This is a genomic window from Rheinheimera gaetbuli, assembly GCF_054781935.1.
The window spans coordinates 89,912-108,659 of sequence record NZ_BAAGTL010000006.1 but is presented as its reverse complement, the minus strand read 5'-3'; the positions used below and the strand labels follow the sequence as shown (position 1 = coordinate 108,659).

Annotated in this window: 13 protein-coding genes; all 13 read right to left on the bottom strand. The window is 45.9% G+C overall.

Annotated features, from left to right (window positions below; all coding sequences use genetic code 11):
* Positions 1–190: 190 nt before the first annotated feature.
* Positions 191–2,506 carry an efflux RND transporter permease subunit gene (locus ACYVIC_RS05500; RefSeq protein WP_460857996.1) on the bottom strand — a complete coding sequence of 772 codons (2,316 nt, stop codon included), beginning with the start codon at positions 2,504–2,506 and terminating at the stop codon, positions 191–193.
* Between the two features lies 1 nt (position 2,507).
* Entirely contained in the window at positions 2,508–3,494 is a 987-nt protein-coding gene (locus ACYVIC_RS05495; RefSeq protein WP_460857994.1) for a WD40/YVTN/BNR-like repeat-containing protein, read from the bottom strand.
* Between the two features lie 127 nt (positions 3,495–3,621).
* Entirely contained in the window at positions 3,622–4,983 is a 1,362-nt protein-coding gene (locus tag ACYVIC_RS05490) for a DUF1329 domain-containing protein (RefSeq protein WP_460857992.1), read from the bottom strand.
* 16 nt (positions 4,984–4,999) lie between these two features.
* On the bottom strand, positions 5,000–7,096 hold the full coding sequence (locus ACYVIC_RS05485; protein ID WP_460857990.1) for a DUF1302 domain-containing protein: 2,097 nt from the start codon (positions 7,094–7,096) through the stop codon (positions 5,000–5,002).
* A gap of 320 nt (positions 7,097–7,416) precedes the next feature.
* The gene (locus ACYVIC_RS05480; protein ID WP_460857989.1) at positions 7,417–7,638 is read right to left on the bottom strand and encodes a DUF2835 family protein; all 222 of its coding nucleotides are present in this window, start codon (positions 7,636–7,638) and stop codon (positions 7,417–7,419) included.
* A complete protein-coding gene (pepN, locus tag ACYVIC_RS05475) occupies positions 7,638–10,223 on the bottom strand; it encodes an aminopeptidase N (protein WP_460857987.1) in 2,586 nt (861 codons plus the stop codon). The genes ACYVIC_RS05480 and pepN overlap by 1 nt, the downstream gene beginning before the upstream one ends.
* Before the next feature lie 72 nt (positions 10,224–10,295).
* Complete coding sequence (gene nhaC / locus ACYVIC_RS05470) at positions 10,296–11,765, bottom strand: Na+/H+ antiporter NhaC (RefSeq protein WP_460857986.1); 1,470 nt, start codon at positions 11,763–11,765, stop codon at positions 10,296–10,298.
* Positions 11,766–11,835: 70 nt separating this feature from the next.
* Positions 11,836–13,167, bottom strand: coding sequence for a sodium-dependent transporter (locus tag ACYVIC_RS05465; protein WP_460857984.1), 1,332 nt, complete (start codon positions 13,165–13,167; stop codon positions 11,836–11,838).
* 86 nt (positions 13,168–13,253) lie between these two features.
* On the bottom strand, positions 13,254–15,275 hold the full coding sequence (gene prc / locus ACYVIC_RS05460) for a carboxy terminal-processing peptidase (RefSeq protein WP_460857982.1): 2,022 nt from the start codon (positions 15,273–15,275) through the stop codon (positions 13,254–13,256).
* 17 nt (positions 15,276–15,292) lie between these two features.
* Entirely contained in the window at positions 15,293–16,000 is a 708-nt protein-coding gene (proQ, locus tag ACYVIC_RS05455) for an RNA chaperone ProQ (protein ID WP_460857980.1), read from the bottom strand.
* Positions 15,987–16,295 carry a hypothetical protein gene (locus ACYVIC_RS05450; protein ID WP_460857977.1) on the bottom strand — a complete coding sequence of 103 codons (309 nt, stop codon included), beginning with the start codon at positions 16,293–16,295 and terminating at the stop codon, positions 15,987–15,989. The genes proQ and ACYVIC_RS05450 overlap by 14 nt, the downstream gene beginning before the upstream one ends.
* Positions 16,292–16,765, bottom strand: a complete 474-nt coding sequence (locus ACYVIC_RS05445) for a GAF domain-containing protein (protein WP_460857975.1) — start codon at positions 16,763–16,765, stop codon at positions 16,292–16,294. The genes ACYVIC_RS05450 and ACYVIC_RS05445 overlap by 4 nt, the downstream gene beginning before the upstream one ends.
* Positions 16,766–16,914: 149 nt before the next feature.
* On the bottom strand, positions 16,915–18,747 hold the full coding sequence (locus ACYVIC_RS05440; RefSeq protein WP_460857974.1) for a protein kinase domain-containing protein: 1,833 nt from the start codon (positions 18,745–18,747) through the stop codon (positions 16,915–16,917).
* Between the last annotated feature and the right edge of the window lies 1 nt (position 18,748).

Sequence of the window (18,748 nt, the reverse complement as noted above, 5' to 3'; positions counted from 1 at the left end):
GCGCTACCGAATAAACCAGAGCGTGTCAGCTGCGCAGTGTAGTGCCAATTGTAGCGCTTTTCGAGCACTATTTTTGCCTTTTATGCTGGTTAAACCAGTGATTTTTAAAGGCTCTGACAACTTATTCAGCAAGCGTAAATAGAAAATGGCCTTTCGGCCATTTTCGTGTTTATTCATGCAATAATATTTTTTACTTACGCCGCCATAAAAATGCTGCCAGCGCGGGTAATACCACTATGGCACCAAGCATATTAACGATAAACATAAAGGTTAACAGTATGCCCATATCGACCTGAAACTTCAGCGCAGAGAATACCCAGGTGCTCACACCTATAGCCAATGTAATCCCGGTAAACAAGACGGCACTGCCACGTTCTTTTAATGCTTCAAAATAGGCCTGACGCAGCGGTGCGCCTTCACGCAACATCTGTGTCATATTCGACAAGATGTAAATGCCGTAGTCGACACCTATACCCACCCCCAGCGCAATCACCGGTAAGGTCGACACTGTCAAACCTATCTGTAGTTTAGTCATTAGCGCCGTTGCCAATACTGACACCACATACAAGGGCAAAATCACTGATATTGTCGCCCGTAACGAGCGAAAACTCAGCAAGCATAATATAATCACCGCACCGTATACGTACCACATCATCGGTTGTTGTGCTTCAGATACGGCCTCATTGGTTGCGGCCATAACACCAGCGGGACCCGAAGCCAGCATAAAACGTGTTTGTTCATCGCCCAGTTGGGCACCGTATTGCTTGGCTGCTGCTACCACACGCTCGATAGTTTCGGCTTTGTGATCTTCAAGAAACAACATTATCGGCATCACCGAGCAGTCCGCATTTAATAACCCTGTACTGGTCTCAACTCTGGACGAAGCCTGCACCAAACTTTGCGTATTGCGTGGCAAAATACGCCATTTAACATTACCTTCGTTAAAGGCAGCATTAATGTTTTTCGACACTGATGCCAGTGACACTGCTGATTGTACGCCGGCAATGTTCTCCATTAACCATTGAAACTGGTCGATACGTTGCATAATGCTATGTTCAGTGCAGGCACTGGGGATGGTTTCTACCATCACATTGATATAGTCAACCGAAATAGCGTAACGATCAGTGATAAGAAAGGTGTCCTGGTTATAACGCGATTCTTCATGCAGTGCCGGAGCGCCGGCATGCAAATCACCAATTTTAAGTTGCTGGCTTTGCATGTAGCCAAAACCAAACAGCACCGCGGTAATCAGCAAAATAACTGCTGCATATTTACGCGTAGCGAAAGCTGACAGGGCGTACCACACTTTCTCGGCTAGCGGTGATGGCGTTGCAGCGCGCTGTTTATACTTATCGCTAAACTTAACAAAAGACATTAATACCGGCAGCAGGATAAGGTTGGTCAGAATGATCACAGCTACACCTAAACTGGCTGTAATTGCCAGTTCACGTATTACGCCTATTTCAATAATTAGTAGGGTTAAAAAGCCGACAGTATCAGATAGTAATGCCACACCACCGGGCACTAACAGCTTACGGAAACTGGCCTGGGCAGCAGTTTTAGCATCCATCCCCGCAGCTACCCGTTTCCCGGTGGAGTTTATCATTTGTACGCCATGGCTAACACCGATAGCAAATACCAGAAACGGCACCAAAATAGACATCGGGTCGATACCAAAACCGAGTACAGACAGCAGGCCCATTTGCCATACGACGGCCATCAGCGAACAAGCTATCGGTAGTATGGTTAACATTAACGAGCGGCAAAAGAAAAATACCATTATCGATGTAACAGCTATTGCTACGGCGAAAAACGCTAAAACCCCTTTGGCGCCGTCGGCAACATCGCCAACCATCTTAGCAAAACCGATAATATGCACACTAAGCTTGTCATTTTCATACTTAGCGCGAATATTTTGTTCCAGCGTGCTGGCAAAACCTATGGTGTCCAGTTTTTCACCAGTGTCGGGGTCTGTTTCCAGTAACTGGGCTGAAATCATCGCACAGCTATAGTCATCTGCGACCATGCGCCCAACGATACCCGCTTTCTCGGTATTTTCTTTTACTTTAGCCAAGCCGTTGGCATTGGCGACAAAATCAGCCGGGATAACCGGGCCACCGGCAAAACCGTCTTCGACTACCTCAACAAAACGTGTGCTTGGGCTAAATAATGATTTAACCTGCACCCGATCAACTCCGGGTGTATATAGCAATTCATCATGGGCATTGCGCAGGCTGTTAAAAAAGTCGGCATTAAAAATATCACCACCGGCGTCACACAACGAGATAAGTATGTTGTTAGCGCCACCAAAGTCCTGCGCATGACGCAGATAAGTTTGCATATACTCATGTTTTAATGGGATATTTTTTGTAAATGCTGCATCCAGCTTTATTGATGTCGCTTTAAATAGCAAAAACAAGGTCGCCAACAAAAAGACAACAATAACCATTGCCCTATGCCGGAACAGCGCATATTCAAACTTGTTTACCAGTCTGTTAATACTCATCTTATTCTAATTCACTTAGTTTTATCGTTGTCACACCGGTTTCAGTGACCAGTATCAATTTGTCCTGCCACGCCAGGCCATTTACTATGGCTTTGCCGTTGGCTCGTGAAAAGTCGCGAAAGCTAATGCCATCGTCGTAGCTAATAAGCAAGCTACCAGCATTGCCCGCCAAATATAAACGGCCTGCCGCATCAGAGAAAACGCTATTAAACGTTGCTGTTTCGCCCACAGCAAGCGGTTGCCAGCTATTGCCCTGATCTGTGCTTTTAAACGCGTTGCCACGTAAACCAACAGCAATCAGGCTCATTTGCGCAGAGCGGGTAATATCGAATAATGAGCCATTATAAAACTCTTCCAGCCTGGTCCAGCTTTGGCCAAGATCAGTACTCTTTGCCGCAAATCCGGCTTCCCCGACCATGTACAGTACATTACCATCTGCGTACAACCGGTTAAAATGTGGCAATATCGCGCCTTGCTCTATCGCATATAACTCGGGATCGCTGTCCTGCAAGTCGGCAAGATAATCCTGCTCATCCTCTGACAACAGCTCGGGATGAAATTCTTTATTCCAGTTTACACCACCATCAGCGGTGCGATAAAACAGACCATAGGCGCCAACGGCAATACCGTTTTTAAGATCAGAGAAATAAATGTCAAACAATGGCTTATCAATTTGAGGCGCAAAATGTTGTACCTGCCAGTTTAATCCGCCATCAGTTGTCTGCAAAATGCTGGCATCGTGGCCCACTGCCCAACCATATTGTTTATTGGCAAAATAAACGCTGTTCAGGTTAGCTTGCACCGGCACATTCGCCTGTTGCCAAACCTCGCCATCTTTACTCATCACAATATGTCCGCGCTCACCTACTGCAATTAAAGTAACGCCATGCACATCGATAATGTCAGTTAACAGAGAACGGCTAACCATTGGCAGCTGATAAGCAGATTGCGGCTCTGCCTGGTTGGCCTGAACTGCACCAGGCATCATAAACAAGGCCGAGCCTAGCGCAACTAAGCAAATGAATTTATTACACATAATCTGAGTTATTACTCTACTGTACTTTGTAAATAAAAACGGTTGGCACTAGGCCAACCGTAACCGTAACGTGAGAAGGTTAACGTGTGCCTTCACGACGCAGTGCCGCCGGAGTGAAGTCGGCATCAGACAACTGCACAGAGAAATCATACATTTTGTCTTCATTATCCAGACCGATGGCAATGTAACGGCGAGAGTTTAAGTCGTGATACACTTCCAGCGTACTCCAATGCGTTGGGACTTCATAATAGTTCAGACCGTGGGCAAAAGCGACGCGATACAGCTCCATACGATTATCATAAAGATCCGCTACATGGATTTGCCAGCTGTCTTCGTCTATATAAAACACCCGCTTGCCATAGACGTGGCGTGTGCCGTCTTTTAAAGTTGCTTCAACCACCCAAACACGGTGTTTTTCCCAACGCACATATTCTGGGTTAATGTGGCCTGGCAGCAGCAAGTCAGCGTACTTCACTTCATTGCTATGCAGTTTGTAATCGTTGTAGGCAATATACATTTCCTGCTTGCCTTTTAACTGCCAGTTATAACGATCTGGCGAGCCGTTAAACATATCAAAATCATCAGTGGTGCGAAGACCGTCAGATGCTGTACCTGGTGCATCATAAGCTACGTTTGGCGCCCGACGCACACGACGTTGGCCAGTATTGTAAGTCCATGCCTGACGTGGTGTTTTGACCTGGTCCATAGTCTCATGCACCAATAAGGCAGTACCTGCCAACCGCGCCGGAGAAGTAACTCCTTGCTTAAAGCGGAACAGAATATTTTCTGCGGTTAATGCTTCAGCAGTAGCATTCGGCTCTGAATATTTGAACATGATCTGCTCATCAAAACCGATAACGGTATAAGCGCCTGTTGCAGTCGGTGCTGCCTGGCCACCGTTACGGCTGGCGGCAACACCGCGATAACGTAGTAAGTGATTCCATATTGCTTCCAAACCATTTTGAGGTATTGGAAACGGTATGCCAATCGCTGCGTTAACAATGCCATTACCACCCTCAACCAATTCGGCTTTGGTAGCAATATTTTTAGTAGCATCATAAACATACTGAGGATAAGACGCTGAACGGCGCGTTGGATACACATTCATTTTAAAGGTGTCAGGGTATAACTCGAACAGTTTGATTTGTCCAGGACTCAATAATGATTTGTATTGTTCTACATTACTTTTATCAATCGAAAACAATACTTTGTCATCAGCAAATGGATTTAAATGATGCATACCTGCAGTATAACCGGCAGGGGCAGCAGTAATGCCTCCAGTCCATGCAGGTATAGAGCCGTCAGCATTAGCTGCTTTTTCAGCGCCAAGCGGGGTCAAATCATTGCCCAGCCGATTAGCTTGTTCTTGAGTAACCTTAGCAGCCACAGAGCAGCTTAATACCAGTGCAATTGCTGAGGTCAGTAGGGTGAGTTTTTTCATAATTAGTGCTCGTCCCTTAAATTGAGTACTTAATGTTAAAAGAGATAAAGTCACGGTCGGCTACGTTGTTGGTTGTACCCTGTCCGTCCCAGAATATGTTGTAAGATAGCTCACCGGACCATTTACTCAGGTAATCAAAACTTACTGCATAAGCCAGCGACTTGCGGTCTTCTACAAACAAAAATAACGGATCGGGTGTAATACCATTTACGTCGTGAGAAAATACAATACGTTGTGACAGGTTAACACCAGCAAACACGTTGTTGTAGTCGGCTTTAGCAAGTAAGCGATAACCCCAGGCTGAAGCGGTAGGAAACGGATTAGTTTCAGCACCGTTTGACAAACCGGTATGCAAACCATCCTTATTCACCAGATTGCCACTGCTATCCAGCCCAAGCAAGGGGCCGCCACTGCGGTCCGTATTAGGGCCATTGAGGCGCAAAACACTTTGATCCGGCATGTCCTGAATACTGATACCACCTACTTCTGCCAGTAAACTTATATTGTCAGAACCCAATGCAGGGCCCACCAGGTGGGTAAACGTCATTTGGGCTTGTATTGTGTCTGTAAGGATAAAACCTTGTGCTTTTTGCCCAGGCTGTACTTTTTGGCCATAACGTGGATCACGGCCAATTTGCGAGATACCGGCTAAATCAGGTCGAAGCCCGGCATTAGCTAGTTGTTCCGGCATACCGGCATAGAGAATTTCAACATCATCTATTTGCAGCGGCTCGTCTTTACGATATGAAATTTCACCAGCAACAGAGGTTTCACCTACTGTAGTGTTAAAGCTGAAACCATAGAGTTTTATATCCTCAGGGTATTCAATCAGCGCTTTGGAAAACGCACCAAGCTGAGTAATATTCTCTTTTGTTACGCCACCAGACGCTGCCATAGCTGCCAAACGGCCTATATCAGCACCCGCCTGCGAGAAATCAGACGCTATACCCGATATCAGCGGTACACGGCTGTGGTAGTTCATGTAATACAGTGCAAATTCTGTATCGTTCAATTCAGGTGAAAAATACTCAAACTTAATACCGTACTCGCCACCATCTTTTGGCTTAAGCTCTCCGGCGCTGCCATAAGGACGCAATGTCACCTTAGTTGGATATGCCAAATAAGCTTGAGCTGCAGTAGCTGCAGGTAAGGCACCTGAAGCAACGGCAGAGCCCAGCATATTCAGACTGCTAAGCAAATGATCAAGATCAATATCCGGATTACCGGCAAAACCTAACTGAACATTTTGCTGATAGCCACCTTTACCGGCAAAGTCGTTGGTAGAAAAATAAGTTCCTGGTACAGGCAGGTAACTGTTTACCCACTCATACTGATAAAACAATTCCGTAGACAGGTTATCTGTAAGACCAATATTCAGGGTAAACATACCCACCGGAATATAGGCTTCTTTTAACTCGGCACCCGGGGCTCGGGCAACACCAACATCTATCGGCGTAATATTAATACCGTGCTGGATCAAGGTACTTTCACCCCAACTAAGCACTTGCTGACCCAGTTTAACCGTAACCGGATTCATACCATCATTAAAGCTAAAGTTACCGTAAACATAAGCATCAAGCAGGCGAACATCACGGCAAGTTAAGCTGCGGGCATCTTTATCAGCACAAGGGTCAACTTTTTTGCCAGAAACGGGGTTAGTGTACGCACCCTCTTTATCCATCAGGGCGAAATCATAAAAATACATAAAGCGGGTAAACAGACCAATGTTATCCTTAGTAATAGATAACTCATGCAAGCCTTTAAACAGGCTGCTAAACATATCACCTCTATCATAATTCAGGTTGCCTGCGTCACCATTGCTGGAATAACCGCCTGGTTGTTGCCAAATTTGTGAAGGTGTATAGATATTATTCGTTGCAGCGTTGTAACCTTCCCAATCAAAACGCGGATGATTAACTTTACTGATAGTATCCCAGTTACGGTCTTCCATACGCCAGCTACCACCGTATGAGAAGGTTGAGTCAAACGTGATATTTACATCACCCAGACTCCAGGATGCGGCATTTACCGGCGCCATTGACAAAGCAAACAGCGCGTACGCAACACCCACAGCTAAGGGTTTCTTAGCAAAGGTTATTGACCTTTTTTTCATCTTGTTATCTCCCCCCCTGTCCCAACAGGATTTATAAATGTTTTTTTTGTTATATTACTAAGCCAACTGATCCGATCTCAGCTTACCTAGCTAAAATAATTACATCATTTAACGCTACAGGCAAGGCCTGCCATAACGTAAATCTGTTGATTTTTATTCAGTTTTTATAAAACGCGCTCATCTTTTAACCAGCACTAGCTGTGTCAGGTTTAATCTTAGCAAAGGAGTGCACCACAAATTTTTCTAAGCTAATGAAATTAAAGGTCAAACCAGAGCGTTAAGCAAGCTATTGTTTTAATTCATTGTTTAAAGTATTAACTCTAATTAATTTTTTCCAGTCGCTCAAAAGTGCCCTGCTCAGTTACATTCAGCCGAAAACGACCTCTTATCCCTAGCGAATCTACAAAGGGAAGAAGATGACGAAAATGTAGCTGAATACGTAAACCATCGTCTGTCGTAACCAGTACATATTTAATCTGGCCGCGGTAATAACTCAAACATTGTTCAGCGTTTAACACAGCATTAAAGTTGTACTGTGGCATTATTGCAAACTTCTGCTGACCTTCTCAAACAGGTCATTGCTTAAATTAGATTGTGCGGCAAGTAACGTTAGTGCATTGCGCATTAACTGTTGCCGCGTCTTGTCAAAGCGTCGCCAACTGAGTAATGGCGTGACTAAACGCGCAGCAACTTGTGGATTGATAGGGTCAAGCTTTTTCACTGCATCCAGTATCAACTGGTATCCTTTACCATCCACACGGTGAAACTGTTGTGGATTGCGCATACTGAAAGCCGAATATAAAGCCCGGACACGATTTGGATTTTTCCAGCTAAACTGCTGATGCTGCAACATCGTCTCAATACCGGCAAATACCTCATCGCCCGGGTTGGTCGCGACCACCGCAAAGGCTTTATCCATAACCAATGCATCATGCTGCCAGCGTTGGCAAAACACATGAGTCAACTGTGCAAACAGCGCCGGTTTTGCTTGCTGCACAGCAATAAGCACCGCCATAGTGTCGGTCATATTGTCAGCTTGCTGATAATACTGCTGCAATAAATCATCGGTTGATGGCAGCTGCGCCAGATAAGCTAAGCATAATCCCCGTAACCGCCGCACTGCTACATGCTGCTGCTCGTAGCGATAGCGTTGCTGTGGCAGGCGCTGCAAACACTGCATAAACGCTGGTTCTAGCTGTTCTGCCAGGCTTATTTTAATAGTTGCAAGCGCAGACAAAATAGCATCTACCGGAATCTCGTCATGTTGCTCTGCCAGCGTATCAAAATCAGGAAGGGTTAACAGTTCAGCCGTTAGCGCCAAATCATCGCCCGGTGATTCCAGCCATTGTTTTAGCGTTGCAACTAAAGTATCTGACAGAATCGATGGCAAGGTGGCGCCCTGAATCAGTGCTGCGATTTGCCGGCTCCAATACTGCTGCATCGCATCCCAGCGCGCCACGCCATCTGATGCCCTGTCGGCAATTAGCAGTAATTCATCCGCCGTTGTTTGGCATTGCAATTTTACCGGTGCGGAGAAATGCTCCAACCAGACGACAACGGGCTCTGCTGGCAGGTCTTGCAGCACAAACTGTTGCTGGGCCGCAGTTAAACTAAACAAATGTTTTTGCTTGCTGCCGTGCTCAAAAAGTAGCTCAACAGCCAGTGGCAGCAATAATGGGTGTTTAGTCAGCTGATCTGCTGTTGCAGCAGTGTGTTGTTTTACCGTTAAGGTAAGTTGTTTGCTGGCAGCATCATATTGCTGCATAACCGAAACTACCGGCGTACCTGATTGGCTGTACCAGCGGGAAAACAACGTAAGATCATAGTCACTGGCATCCTGAATCGCCTGAATAAAGTCATCACAGGTAGCTGCCTGACCATCGTGCCGTTTAAGATATAACGCCAAGCCAGCGGCAAATCTCTCTCTACCCAGCAATGTCTGCAGCATGCGGATCACTTCCGCACCTTTATCGTAAACGGTCACAGTGTAAAAGTTATTCATCTCCAGCACTTGCTCTGGCCGGATGGGATGTGCCATTGGGCTGGCATCTTCAGCAAACTGAGCTGAGCGGACTAACTTGACTGCATCAATACGACACAGTGTGGCAGAGCCCATATCGGCACTGAATTCCTGATCACGAAATACCGTTAAGCCTTCTTTGAGGCTTAACTGAAACCAATCACGACACGTTACCCGGTTACCCGTCCAGTTATGAAAATACTCATGGCCAATGATAGATTCAATATTAAAATAGTCACGATCTGTCGCACTGGCAGCATCCGCCAGCACGTACTTGCTGTTAAAAATATTCAGACCTTTGTTTTCCATGGCGCCCATGTTAAAGAAATCAACAGCGACTACCATGTATATGTCCAGATCATACTCAAGGTTAAAACGTTGCTCATCCCAGCGCATAGCACGTTTTAACGCCTGCAGCGCAAAATCACCTTTTGCCGAGGCGCCCTTATCAACAAAAAGCTCCAGGCGGACATCTCGCCCTGACTGAGTAGTAAAGTTATCAGTCAGTAGATCAAAATCACCGGCGACCAGGGCAAATAAATAGCAAGGCTTCGGAAAAGGGTCATGCCACTGCACAATTCTGCAGCCCTGCTCATCGACATGCTCTGATACTTTATTACCATTTGATAACAGATAAGGGTATTTTTTAGCGTCGGCTTTAATGGTTACAGTGTACTGACACAATACATCAGGCCGGTCAGGAAAAAACATTATCCGACGAAATCCTTCGGCTTCACATTGCGTACAATAAGTGTTGCCTGCCATATACAAGCCTTCCAGTGCCGTATTGTGTTGTGGCGCCAGTTCCGTCTCAATACAAAGCTCAAAGCTATCGGGCACCTCAGACACGATAAGTCCATCGTCAAGCAATTGGTACTGACTACTGTTAAGCGGTTGTCCGTTAAGTGCTATTGCCAACAGTGTTAACTGCTGCCCATCCAGGCGCAAAGCGGCACCTGGCGATTGCCGGTTTATCTGCATCACCGCCCTGACTCGCGTGGCAGTGTCATGCAAATCAAAACTTAGCTGCATTGTCTGAATAGTGAAAGTAGGTGGCTGATAATCGTGGCGAGAGCGGGCAATCCGGCTGGCAGTGTGTGATGACATAGTGCGTCTCTGACAATAATAAAAATTACATTAATAATGACAAAAAAGCCTGACAGATTCAGGCTTTTTTATTCAGGCTTTGGCTTGCGTTTGCTGTAGCAAGGAATCAGGTGGTGTCAATTTCAATATCTTAATACCGCAGTAGGCATAAATAATCGCTAAAACCGGGTTTATTAAATTAAAGAAAGCATAAAATGCGTAATCCAAGGGGCTAACCTGTAACACGCTATGCATATAAGCACCACAGGTATTCCATGGGATCAACGGGCTGGTAATAGTACCGCCATCTTCCAATGTTCGGGATAAGTTCACAGGCGCCAGATTACGCCGTTCATACTCTTCTTTAAACATCCGGCCGGGCATTACTATCGACATATACTGATCTGCAGTAAGCACATTGGTAACAAAACAGGTCGCAATAGTGCTGGTAATAAGTGAGCCTGTGCTACGGGCAAAATACAAAATAGAGCTGACAAATTTACGTAATAAACCTATTTTTTCAATCGTCGCGCCAAACATCATGGCGCTAAACACCAGCCAGATTGTGTTAAGCATGCTAGACATACCACCACCGCTTAACAAATCATTTAAACTGGCATTGCCAGTGTCAATGGTAAAACCAGCATGTAAGGTATGCCAGATTAACTTAACGATACCAAGTGCCGACGGTACGTCGGCCTCAATCAGTTTAGCCAACAAATCCTGCTGAAAAAACACCGCCCACACAGCGCCCAGTAAGGCACCAATAAACACGGTTGGAAAAGCAGGAACCTTCTTTATTGCCATCGTTAACAAGACAAACAGCGGGATCAGTGCAATAAAACTGATCGAGAAGTTATCTTGTAATACGCTGGTAATTTCAGTGATACGGGCTAAATCAGCACTCACATTCGAGTTAAATCCGATAACCGTAAACAACATAAGCGCTAAGATGAAACTGGGAACCGTGGTCCACAACATATGCCGGATATGGTCGAACAAATCGGCCCCAGCTACTGCAGGAGCTAAATTTGTCGTTTCGCTCAGTGGTGATATTTTATCGCCGAAATAAGCGCCAGAAACGATAGCACCAGCAGTAATTGCCGGAGACAAACCTAAGCCGGCTGCCACGCCTATCAGGGCGACACCTATAGTCGCCGCAGTAGTCCAAGAGCTGCCGATACTCATAGCAACTATGCCACACAATAAACAACTGGCAGCATAAAACCAGCTTGGACTTAGCAGCTGCAAGCCATAGTAAATTAAGGTTGGCACAGTGCCGGACAGCATCCAGGTGCCGATCAGTGCGCCCACCGATAACAAAATAAGTACTGCGCCTAATGACAGTGAAATGCCTTTAACCATCGCTTTTTCCATTGCCGACCAGCGATAGCCATTCTTTAAGCCTATCACCACGGCAACGGCTGTAGCCATAAATAATGCAATTTGATTTGGCCCATAAGAAGAATTATCACCAAACAAATACACTGATGCAGATAATAAAATAATCAGTACGATAAGCGGTATCGCGGCATCCAGAAAGCTAGGTTGTTTTTCAGACATCTATTGCTCCGATTGGCTAAGGGTGCATCGACCCTTGCTCTTTATAGTTATATATTGTCAAACCACAAAACTAAAACGAACGGTAGAACATCACCAGAATGATAACCGGGCAAACAAACTTAACGTACCAAGGCCAAATCCGCCAAAACAGGCGTTGCTCCGCCAGGGCGTCACCCTTTTTCAACTCTTGCAGTATGTCATTACGTCGCCATACCCAACCGGCAAAAAGACATAGCATTAAGCCCAACAAAGGCTGGCTATAGCGTGTTGTCAGCGCAATCACAAAACCGAAAAGGCTATCAAAATTGACAATTATCAGACAACTTAGAGTAAAAATGACTGCGGCAATTAACCACACCGTTTTCTGTCTGGCTATTTGATGTTTTTCCACCACGTAGGACACCGGCACTTCAAGCATTGAGATAGACGAAGTTAACGCAGCTATTGACATCAGTAGGAAAAATGCGAACGCAACGATACCTCCGACAAAGCCCATCGTAGCGAACAATGACGGTAACACAGTAAAAATCAGCGTATCTTCAGATAGCATACTGCCATCAGCAGCAAAAATCTGCACACCATTATTTAAAGCTACATACATCGCCGGAATAATTAACAAACCGGCCAGCACTGCCACACCAATATCCACCAGCGATACAGCGGCACCCAAGCGCGGTAAATTTTCGCTATGGCTGACATAAGAGCCATAAATAAGCATAGTGCCAACGCCTAGTGACATGGAAAAAAACGCCTGCCCCATCGCACTGATCAACAAATCCGGCTTAAGGATCTGGCTGAAATCAGGTAGTAGGTACACTTTCAAGCCTTCGAGAGCGCCATCTTGCGTCATAACATAACCAAATAACACAAACATAATGACAAACAAAGTTGGCATCAGACGCACCGACCAACGTTCAATACCATTGACCACACCACCACTTACAATACCTACCGTTAAAGCCATAAAACCAGCGCAAAACAGTAAGTTACGCTCCAACGAAAAGGTGATTAACCATTGTGATACTTGATGAAAGCCCACTAGACTGGCGATAGCCTCAAGTGTATGTGCAAGCATCCAGCCGCCAACAATACTGTAGAATGCCAAAATAAGTGATACGGTAACAATGCCCCAGCCACCAACAAGACGCCCGGAAAAGCCTCTGGACACCTGCCCCAATGCATCAACCACATTGGCTTTGGTAGCCCGGCCAATCAATAATTCAGCCATTAATACCGGATAAGCTAACAGAAATGCTAATATCAGATACATTAGAACAAAAGCAGCACCGCCATTGCTGGCTACCTGCGTCGGGAAGCCCCAGATATTCCCTAACCCAACTGCTGAACCTGAGGCAGCCAAAACAAACCCCAGCCTCGACGAGAACTCACCACGTGCACTCATAGTAAACCTTTATAATTATTATGTTTTTTAAACTTAAAAAGAAGGCGGTATTGCTACCGCCTTCTTGTACCGATACAACCTAAAACTTATTTTTTTGCCAGACGGCTAACCATTTTTAAATCGGCAGTAATATTAGCAGCCTCTTCTAAAAATGGATCTATTTTCTCCAGCTTCTCTGGCACATCGTCAAGCGATTCAACAACAGGCATACCAAACCGCGTCAAACGTTGATTTACACGGCTAAGTTGCTTCGCTTTGTTTTCATCACGCTCTGCTAAACGCTCAGCCTCTTTTAACGATACCGTTTTCTCATCAATGTTTTGCTTGTATTCGGATATGTCCTGCAACAAATACTGAAATTCTGGCTCCGCACTGATACGGGCCTGATGTTTTTCACGCAAGCTCGGCACCAAAGTAGCAATGTCATACAGACTGTCGTACTGCGCAGCATTTATTGAGTCCCACGGCAAAGCATATTCCTCTTTGCTTTCGCCCCACTCTTGCGGATCTATCGCTGTTGGAAATAAGATATCTGGGATCACGCCTTTGTGCTGTGTGCTGCCGCCATTTATGCGATAAAATTTAGCTATGGTGTACTGCACGCTACCAAGCGGATTATCAAACATATCATAGATCCGGCCAAGACCCCGGTGCTGCTGCACAGTGCCCTTACCAAACGTTTGTTCACCAACAACCAATGCCCGGCCATAATCCTGCATTGCTGCGGCAAAAATTTCTGATGCTGATGCACTGTAGCGATCGACCATTACCGTTAAAGGACCATCATAATAACTAACGCCATCATTATCTTGCGATACAGAAACCTTGCCATCACCTTCACGAATTTGCACTACCGGACCACGGTCAATAAATAAGCCTGTCAATAACGTCGCTTCTTGCAGCGAGCCGCCACCATTGCCACGTAAATCGACAATAATGCCATCAACATTCGACTGCTTTAAATCAGCCAATAGTTTTTTAACATCTTCGGCCAAATTATTGTAGAAGCCAGGGATACTAATAACCCCGACTTTTTGATCAAGTTCAGACAACTGCGGCTCAAATATTTCGGCCTTTGCTGCGCGATCTTCAAGCCGGATTTTATCACGCACAATACTGATAACCTGAGATTGGCTGGTGCCAATATCATTGCCACCCACTACTTGTAAACGCACAGTGCTGCCCTTGGGGCCTTTTATCAAGTCTACGACATCATCCAAACGCCAACCTATCACATCGACAAACTCACTTTTGTCTTGCGCCACACCGATAATTTTATCTTTCGGTTTTAGCTTTTGTGTCATATCTGCCGGACCACCGGGAACCAAGCTCTGGATTACGGTGTAATCTTCATCTGCACGCAGCACAGCGCCAATCCCTTCCAGAGACAAGTTCATCTCTTGCTGAAAACGATCGGCGTTGCGAGGTGAAAGATACGACGTATGCGCTTCAATACTGCGGGCAAAAGAATTCATTACCAACTGAAATACGTCTTCACTTTCAGTTTGCGTTAGACGTTTTTTTGTATTGCGGTAACGTTTAGATAAAATTTCTTTTGTTTCTGCGGTGGTTTTTCCCGCAAGCTTAAGATTAAGCGCATCAAATTTTACTCGTTGCCGCCAAATTTCATTTAACTCTTTGGTATCTGCCGGCCAATTTGCTTTTTCTCTGTCGTAAACATATTGATCATCAACAGAAAAATCAAACTCAGTGTCCAATAACGACAGCGCGTAATCAAACCGTTCTGCACGACGTTGCAGCGTCAGGTTAAACATCTCAAACGCCAGGCTTAGATTGCCTTTGTTTATTGCATCATCAAACTGGGTTCGATATTTTTCAAAGCTCTCTGCATCAGCTTTGGTCAGTACGTTGCGATAATAGTCCAGATTCTTCAGGTAAGTATCAAACATACGTGAAGACAGGGCATCGTCAAGCTGCACTTTGCTATAATGGCCACGGGTAAACAACGCAGTGATTCTTTTACTGGCTGTTGCATGCTGAGATGCCTGCGTCACAACCGGCAGCACCAACGCGTCCGTGTCTACACCTGAGGCACCGATGCCAAAAGTAACAAAAAGTGCTGTCGCAAGTACTGAACATTTTTTCATAAGCTACTCTGTATTAATCAGGCCAGATACAAACTATCCTGCCGTGTTTTTATTACCATACCAGAATCCAGCTGCACAGTGACATCCTCTTTGCTAACTTCCAGCACCGTCGCCGGCATTGGGCTAAGACCAAGTTTAATCAGCACTTTGGCACCAACAACAACATCAGACGTCACAACAGGTTGTAAGGATGCTGAAGTGGCCGCAACCGGCTCAGCTCTGGCGGGTCTGTGGCTAACCTTAGCTTCTTTAGAGGCCTGAACAGGCTTTTTGTTCTGGTTTTTTTTGTAAGCAGGTTTTTCTGGCGCTACTGGGGCTTGTTTTGCTTTGGCTTCAGCAATGCGTGCTTTGCGTTTTTCAGCTGCTTTTGCCTTACTTTGTTCCAAAGTTTGGCTGGCATGTTCAGCTTGCGCAGCGTCGATTAAATCACCGTTGCTGCCGTCTAAATCGACTCTGGCAGTCCCTTCTTTGGTAGCTTCCAGATAACGCCAGCTTGATGTATAAACCCTTAGGGCTTGACGTAACTGAGTTTTACTAACAGTTTCATCCGTTTGCAAGCGTGCAGCTAAATCCTGAAAAATACCAATTTTTAGCGGCTTAGCTTCACCAGTCAAACTAAAGCAAGCTGGAAACTTATCGACAAGGTAAGCTAATACATCTTTTACATTTGTCGCTTTAACATTTTGTTCGGTTGGGGTGGTCATTAACGCTTCACTCTTCTTCATCTACGGTATCCGCGTCCGGTATACCTTCTTCCAGCTGTTGGCGCACATAAGCCAAAGCCCAATCTATTAATTCATCTTCGTCTGCTTCGAGCAGCACAGTACCGCCACGCAATTGATCCCATATGCCCGGCAGCAAATGCTCTACCTGGTCGGTAGTAATATCATCCGGCAACGCCTGCCAAACTGTATGATAAACCGCATTTATTTTATCTGTTACCAGCTCTTCATCACCTTCCCAGTCACCGATATCGGCTACGTCAAACAGGTAGTCGTGAATTGAAATGGCATCTTTCATAGTGTAACAGCCAAGTGCTGTTCAAACAGCTGAATAAGCTGCTCAAGCCCGGCCTGGTCATCGGTATCAAACCGTGCTAATTGCGGGCTATCGATATCCAGTACGGCAATAATCTCAGCATTATGGCGCAGTGGTAATACTATTTCAGAATTACTGGCGGCATCACAAGCAATATGGCCGGGGAATTCGTGCACATCCTTGACCAGTTGCACCTCGCCGCTGGCAACAGCTGTACCACAGACACCTTTACCTACAGCAATGCGCACGCACGCAACCTGGCCCTGAAACGGCCCAAGTACCAGCTCACCACTGCGCATAATGTAAAAACCTGCCCAGTTTAAATCAGGCAGCTGATTAAATATTAGCGCACTTAAATTCGCCATATTGGCAATAAGGTCGGATTCGTGCTCAATTAAAGCCTTGGCTTGCTGATTCAGCAGCCGGTACAACGCGGTTTTTTCACTAGACATGAAATATGGGATTCTGACTAAAGCTCAAAACCCGTACATTACTCGTTTTACCTGAGAATTTAAACCACTTCAGGGCAAAGATTTGCTGCCATTGGCGGTTTAAATGAAGCTTGACACGTATTTGACTGATATTTATACAAGGTTTGAGCCTAAACCCTATCGACCTTGTTCGGATTGGCCGGATAATAACGAACCGGCTGTTGCGCCTGATGACTAAAAAACCGCGTATCTTTGTATGGCAGTTTCATAAAGCCGCCAACACCCTCTCCGCTTATCTGCGCCACTTTGTGCAAAATACTTTGCAGTAAACGCTTAAACTGTGGCTCTGCGGCCGGGTCCAGCAAACGGTAGTAACTGTGGATCTTCATATACAAAGTGGTTACTTCAAAAATAATGCAGCCGGTATGCCGGATTAAGTTCAGCTTAGCAATGTCGTCCATAATAGCATCGGGCAATATCAATTGCTCATCCGGATCTTTACCATCTTCAAAATAAGAATGCTGTTTACTGGCGTCTTCGTTGCTAAGAACCGGGGCTAACTGATATGGAATAACTGCATCTGCCGGCGCGGTAAAGGGCTCGCTAACGCTATTTCGGCTGATATGCAGCGTATTACGTGCATTAAATAAGCAAGCTTTAAAAATACCCACTTTGGCAATGGCGCGCGCCAGCGTGACCACATTATTGACAGACAAAGCGAAAGAAGGCGCCAGGCTGTCGTCATATAAATTCAGGCTTGAATCAATGTAAACGCCACCCGCCTGCCAGTGAATAGCCAGACCACCGACCACAGGAAAACGCGCCAGCCGGCTTACTGCTGCGACAAAGGCTTTTTCTGTTTCGCCCATACCCTGCAAATAGTTTTTGTAATAACGCTCTAGTTGCACATCATCGACATAAGCAATGCCTTCTTCTTCACTGTGCTCACGTAAAAACGACTTACGCGATGAATACACTACCGTATCCAGCTCGCGCGCCTGCGGGCTTACCCATACCGGCAACAATGGGGAATCATCAAACAAAGCAAACTGCGGCAAGACTAAACGCTTTAATGCCGACATCTGCTGTAAAAAATAATCACCGGCCTGCGCCCTTAACATGGCATCGTCCGACAGCATACTGTCTAGCAGAGTGGCAAACTCTACCGGTAAACCCAGGCTGCGCGCAGGTATCGCTTTACAGCCAAAACGGCATGACTGACCGGATGCCAGCGCATACAAGGTGCCGGCAACGCCCTGCTCGTCAAAGCGTGGGCTGGACAAGGCGCCGGCACGTTGCTCAGGGCCGATAAAATACACATCGCCCATCCGCGCATTGGAGTGTTGTAAATCCGCCGACATCAACTGCATGACGTTGTTGGCTACATACTGGCCATTGGCATCTAATTGAGCAAATACCGACGAGCCCCAGTCAATCAGGCTGACATGGCCGTTTAGCTCGTCAAACACCAGGTTAGACGGCTTAACATCACCGTGCACTATTGGTATTAGCTCGCCGTCTTTGACATTACTACGCAGTGCCAACAACACATCCGCTAACTGACAGGCAATATCCACTAACAGCCGGGCACTTAAACGGCCATGCTTTAAGCTGTAATGCTCTAAATCGATACCAGCGCCACGTTGCATCATCAGAATGCCTTGCTTTTTAACCACCTGGTACGTGATGTAACGCGGTACGTTCGGATGCTGTACCTGCGACAGCATATAGGCTTCGTCCGCCAGCCGCTCCTGAATATGCTGCGGCAAATTGATGCGCGAAAATTTAAACACACAGCTTTGTCCGCTGGCATCTAACCCGGCAAATGCAAAGCCATAAGCGCCTTTACCAATTAGCTCAATCTGGCCGTAACCGAGTTTTTCCAGTTCAGAAATACACAGCGCCACCCAGTCTTTAAGCTTTTTAGCATCATTGGCATTAAGCAGATAGATCGACTGCTCTTCCGGAATGTAAAAGTTGCGCAACTGGTTTTTATACTGCATA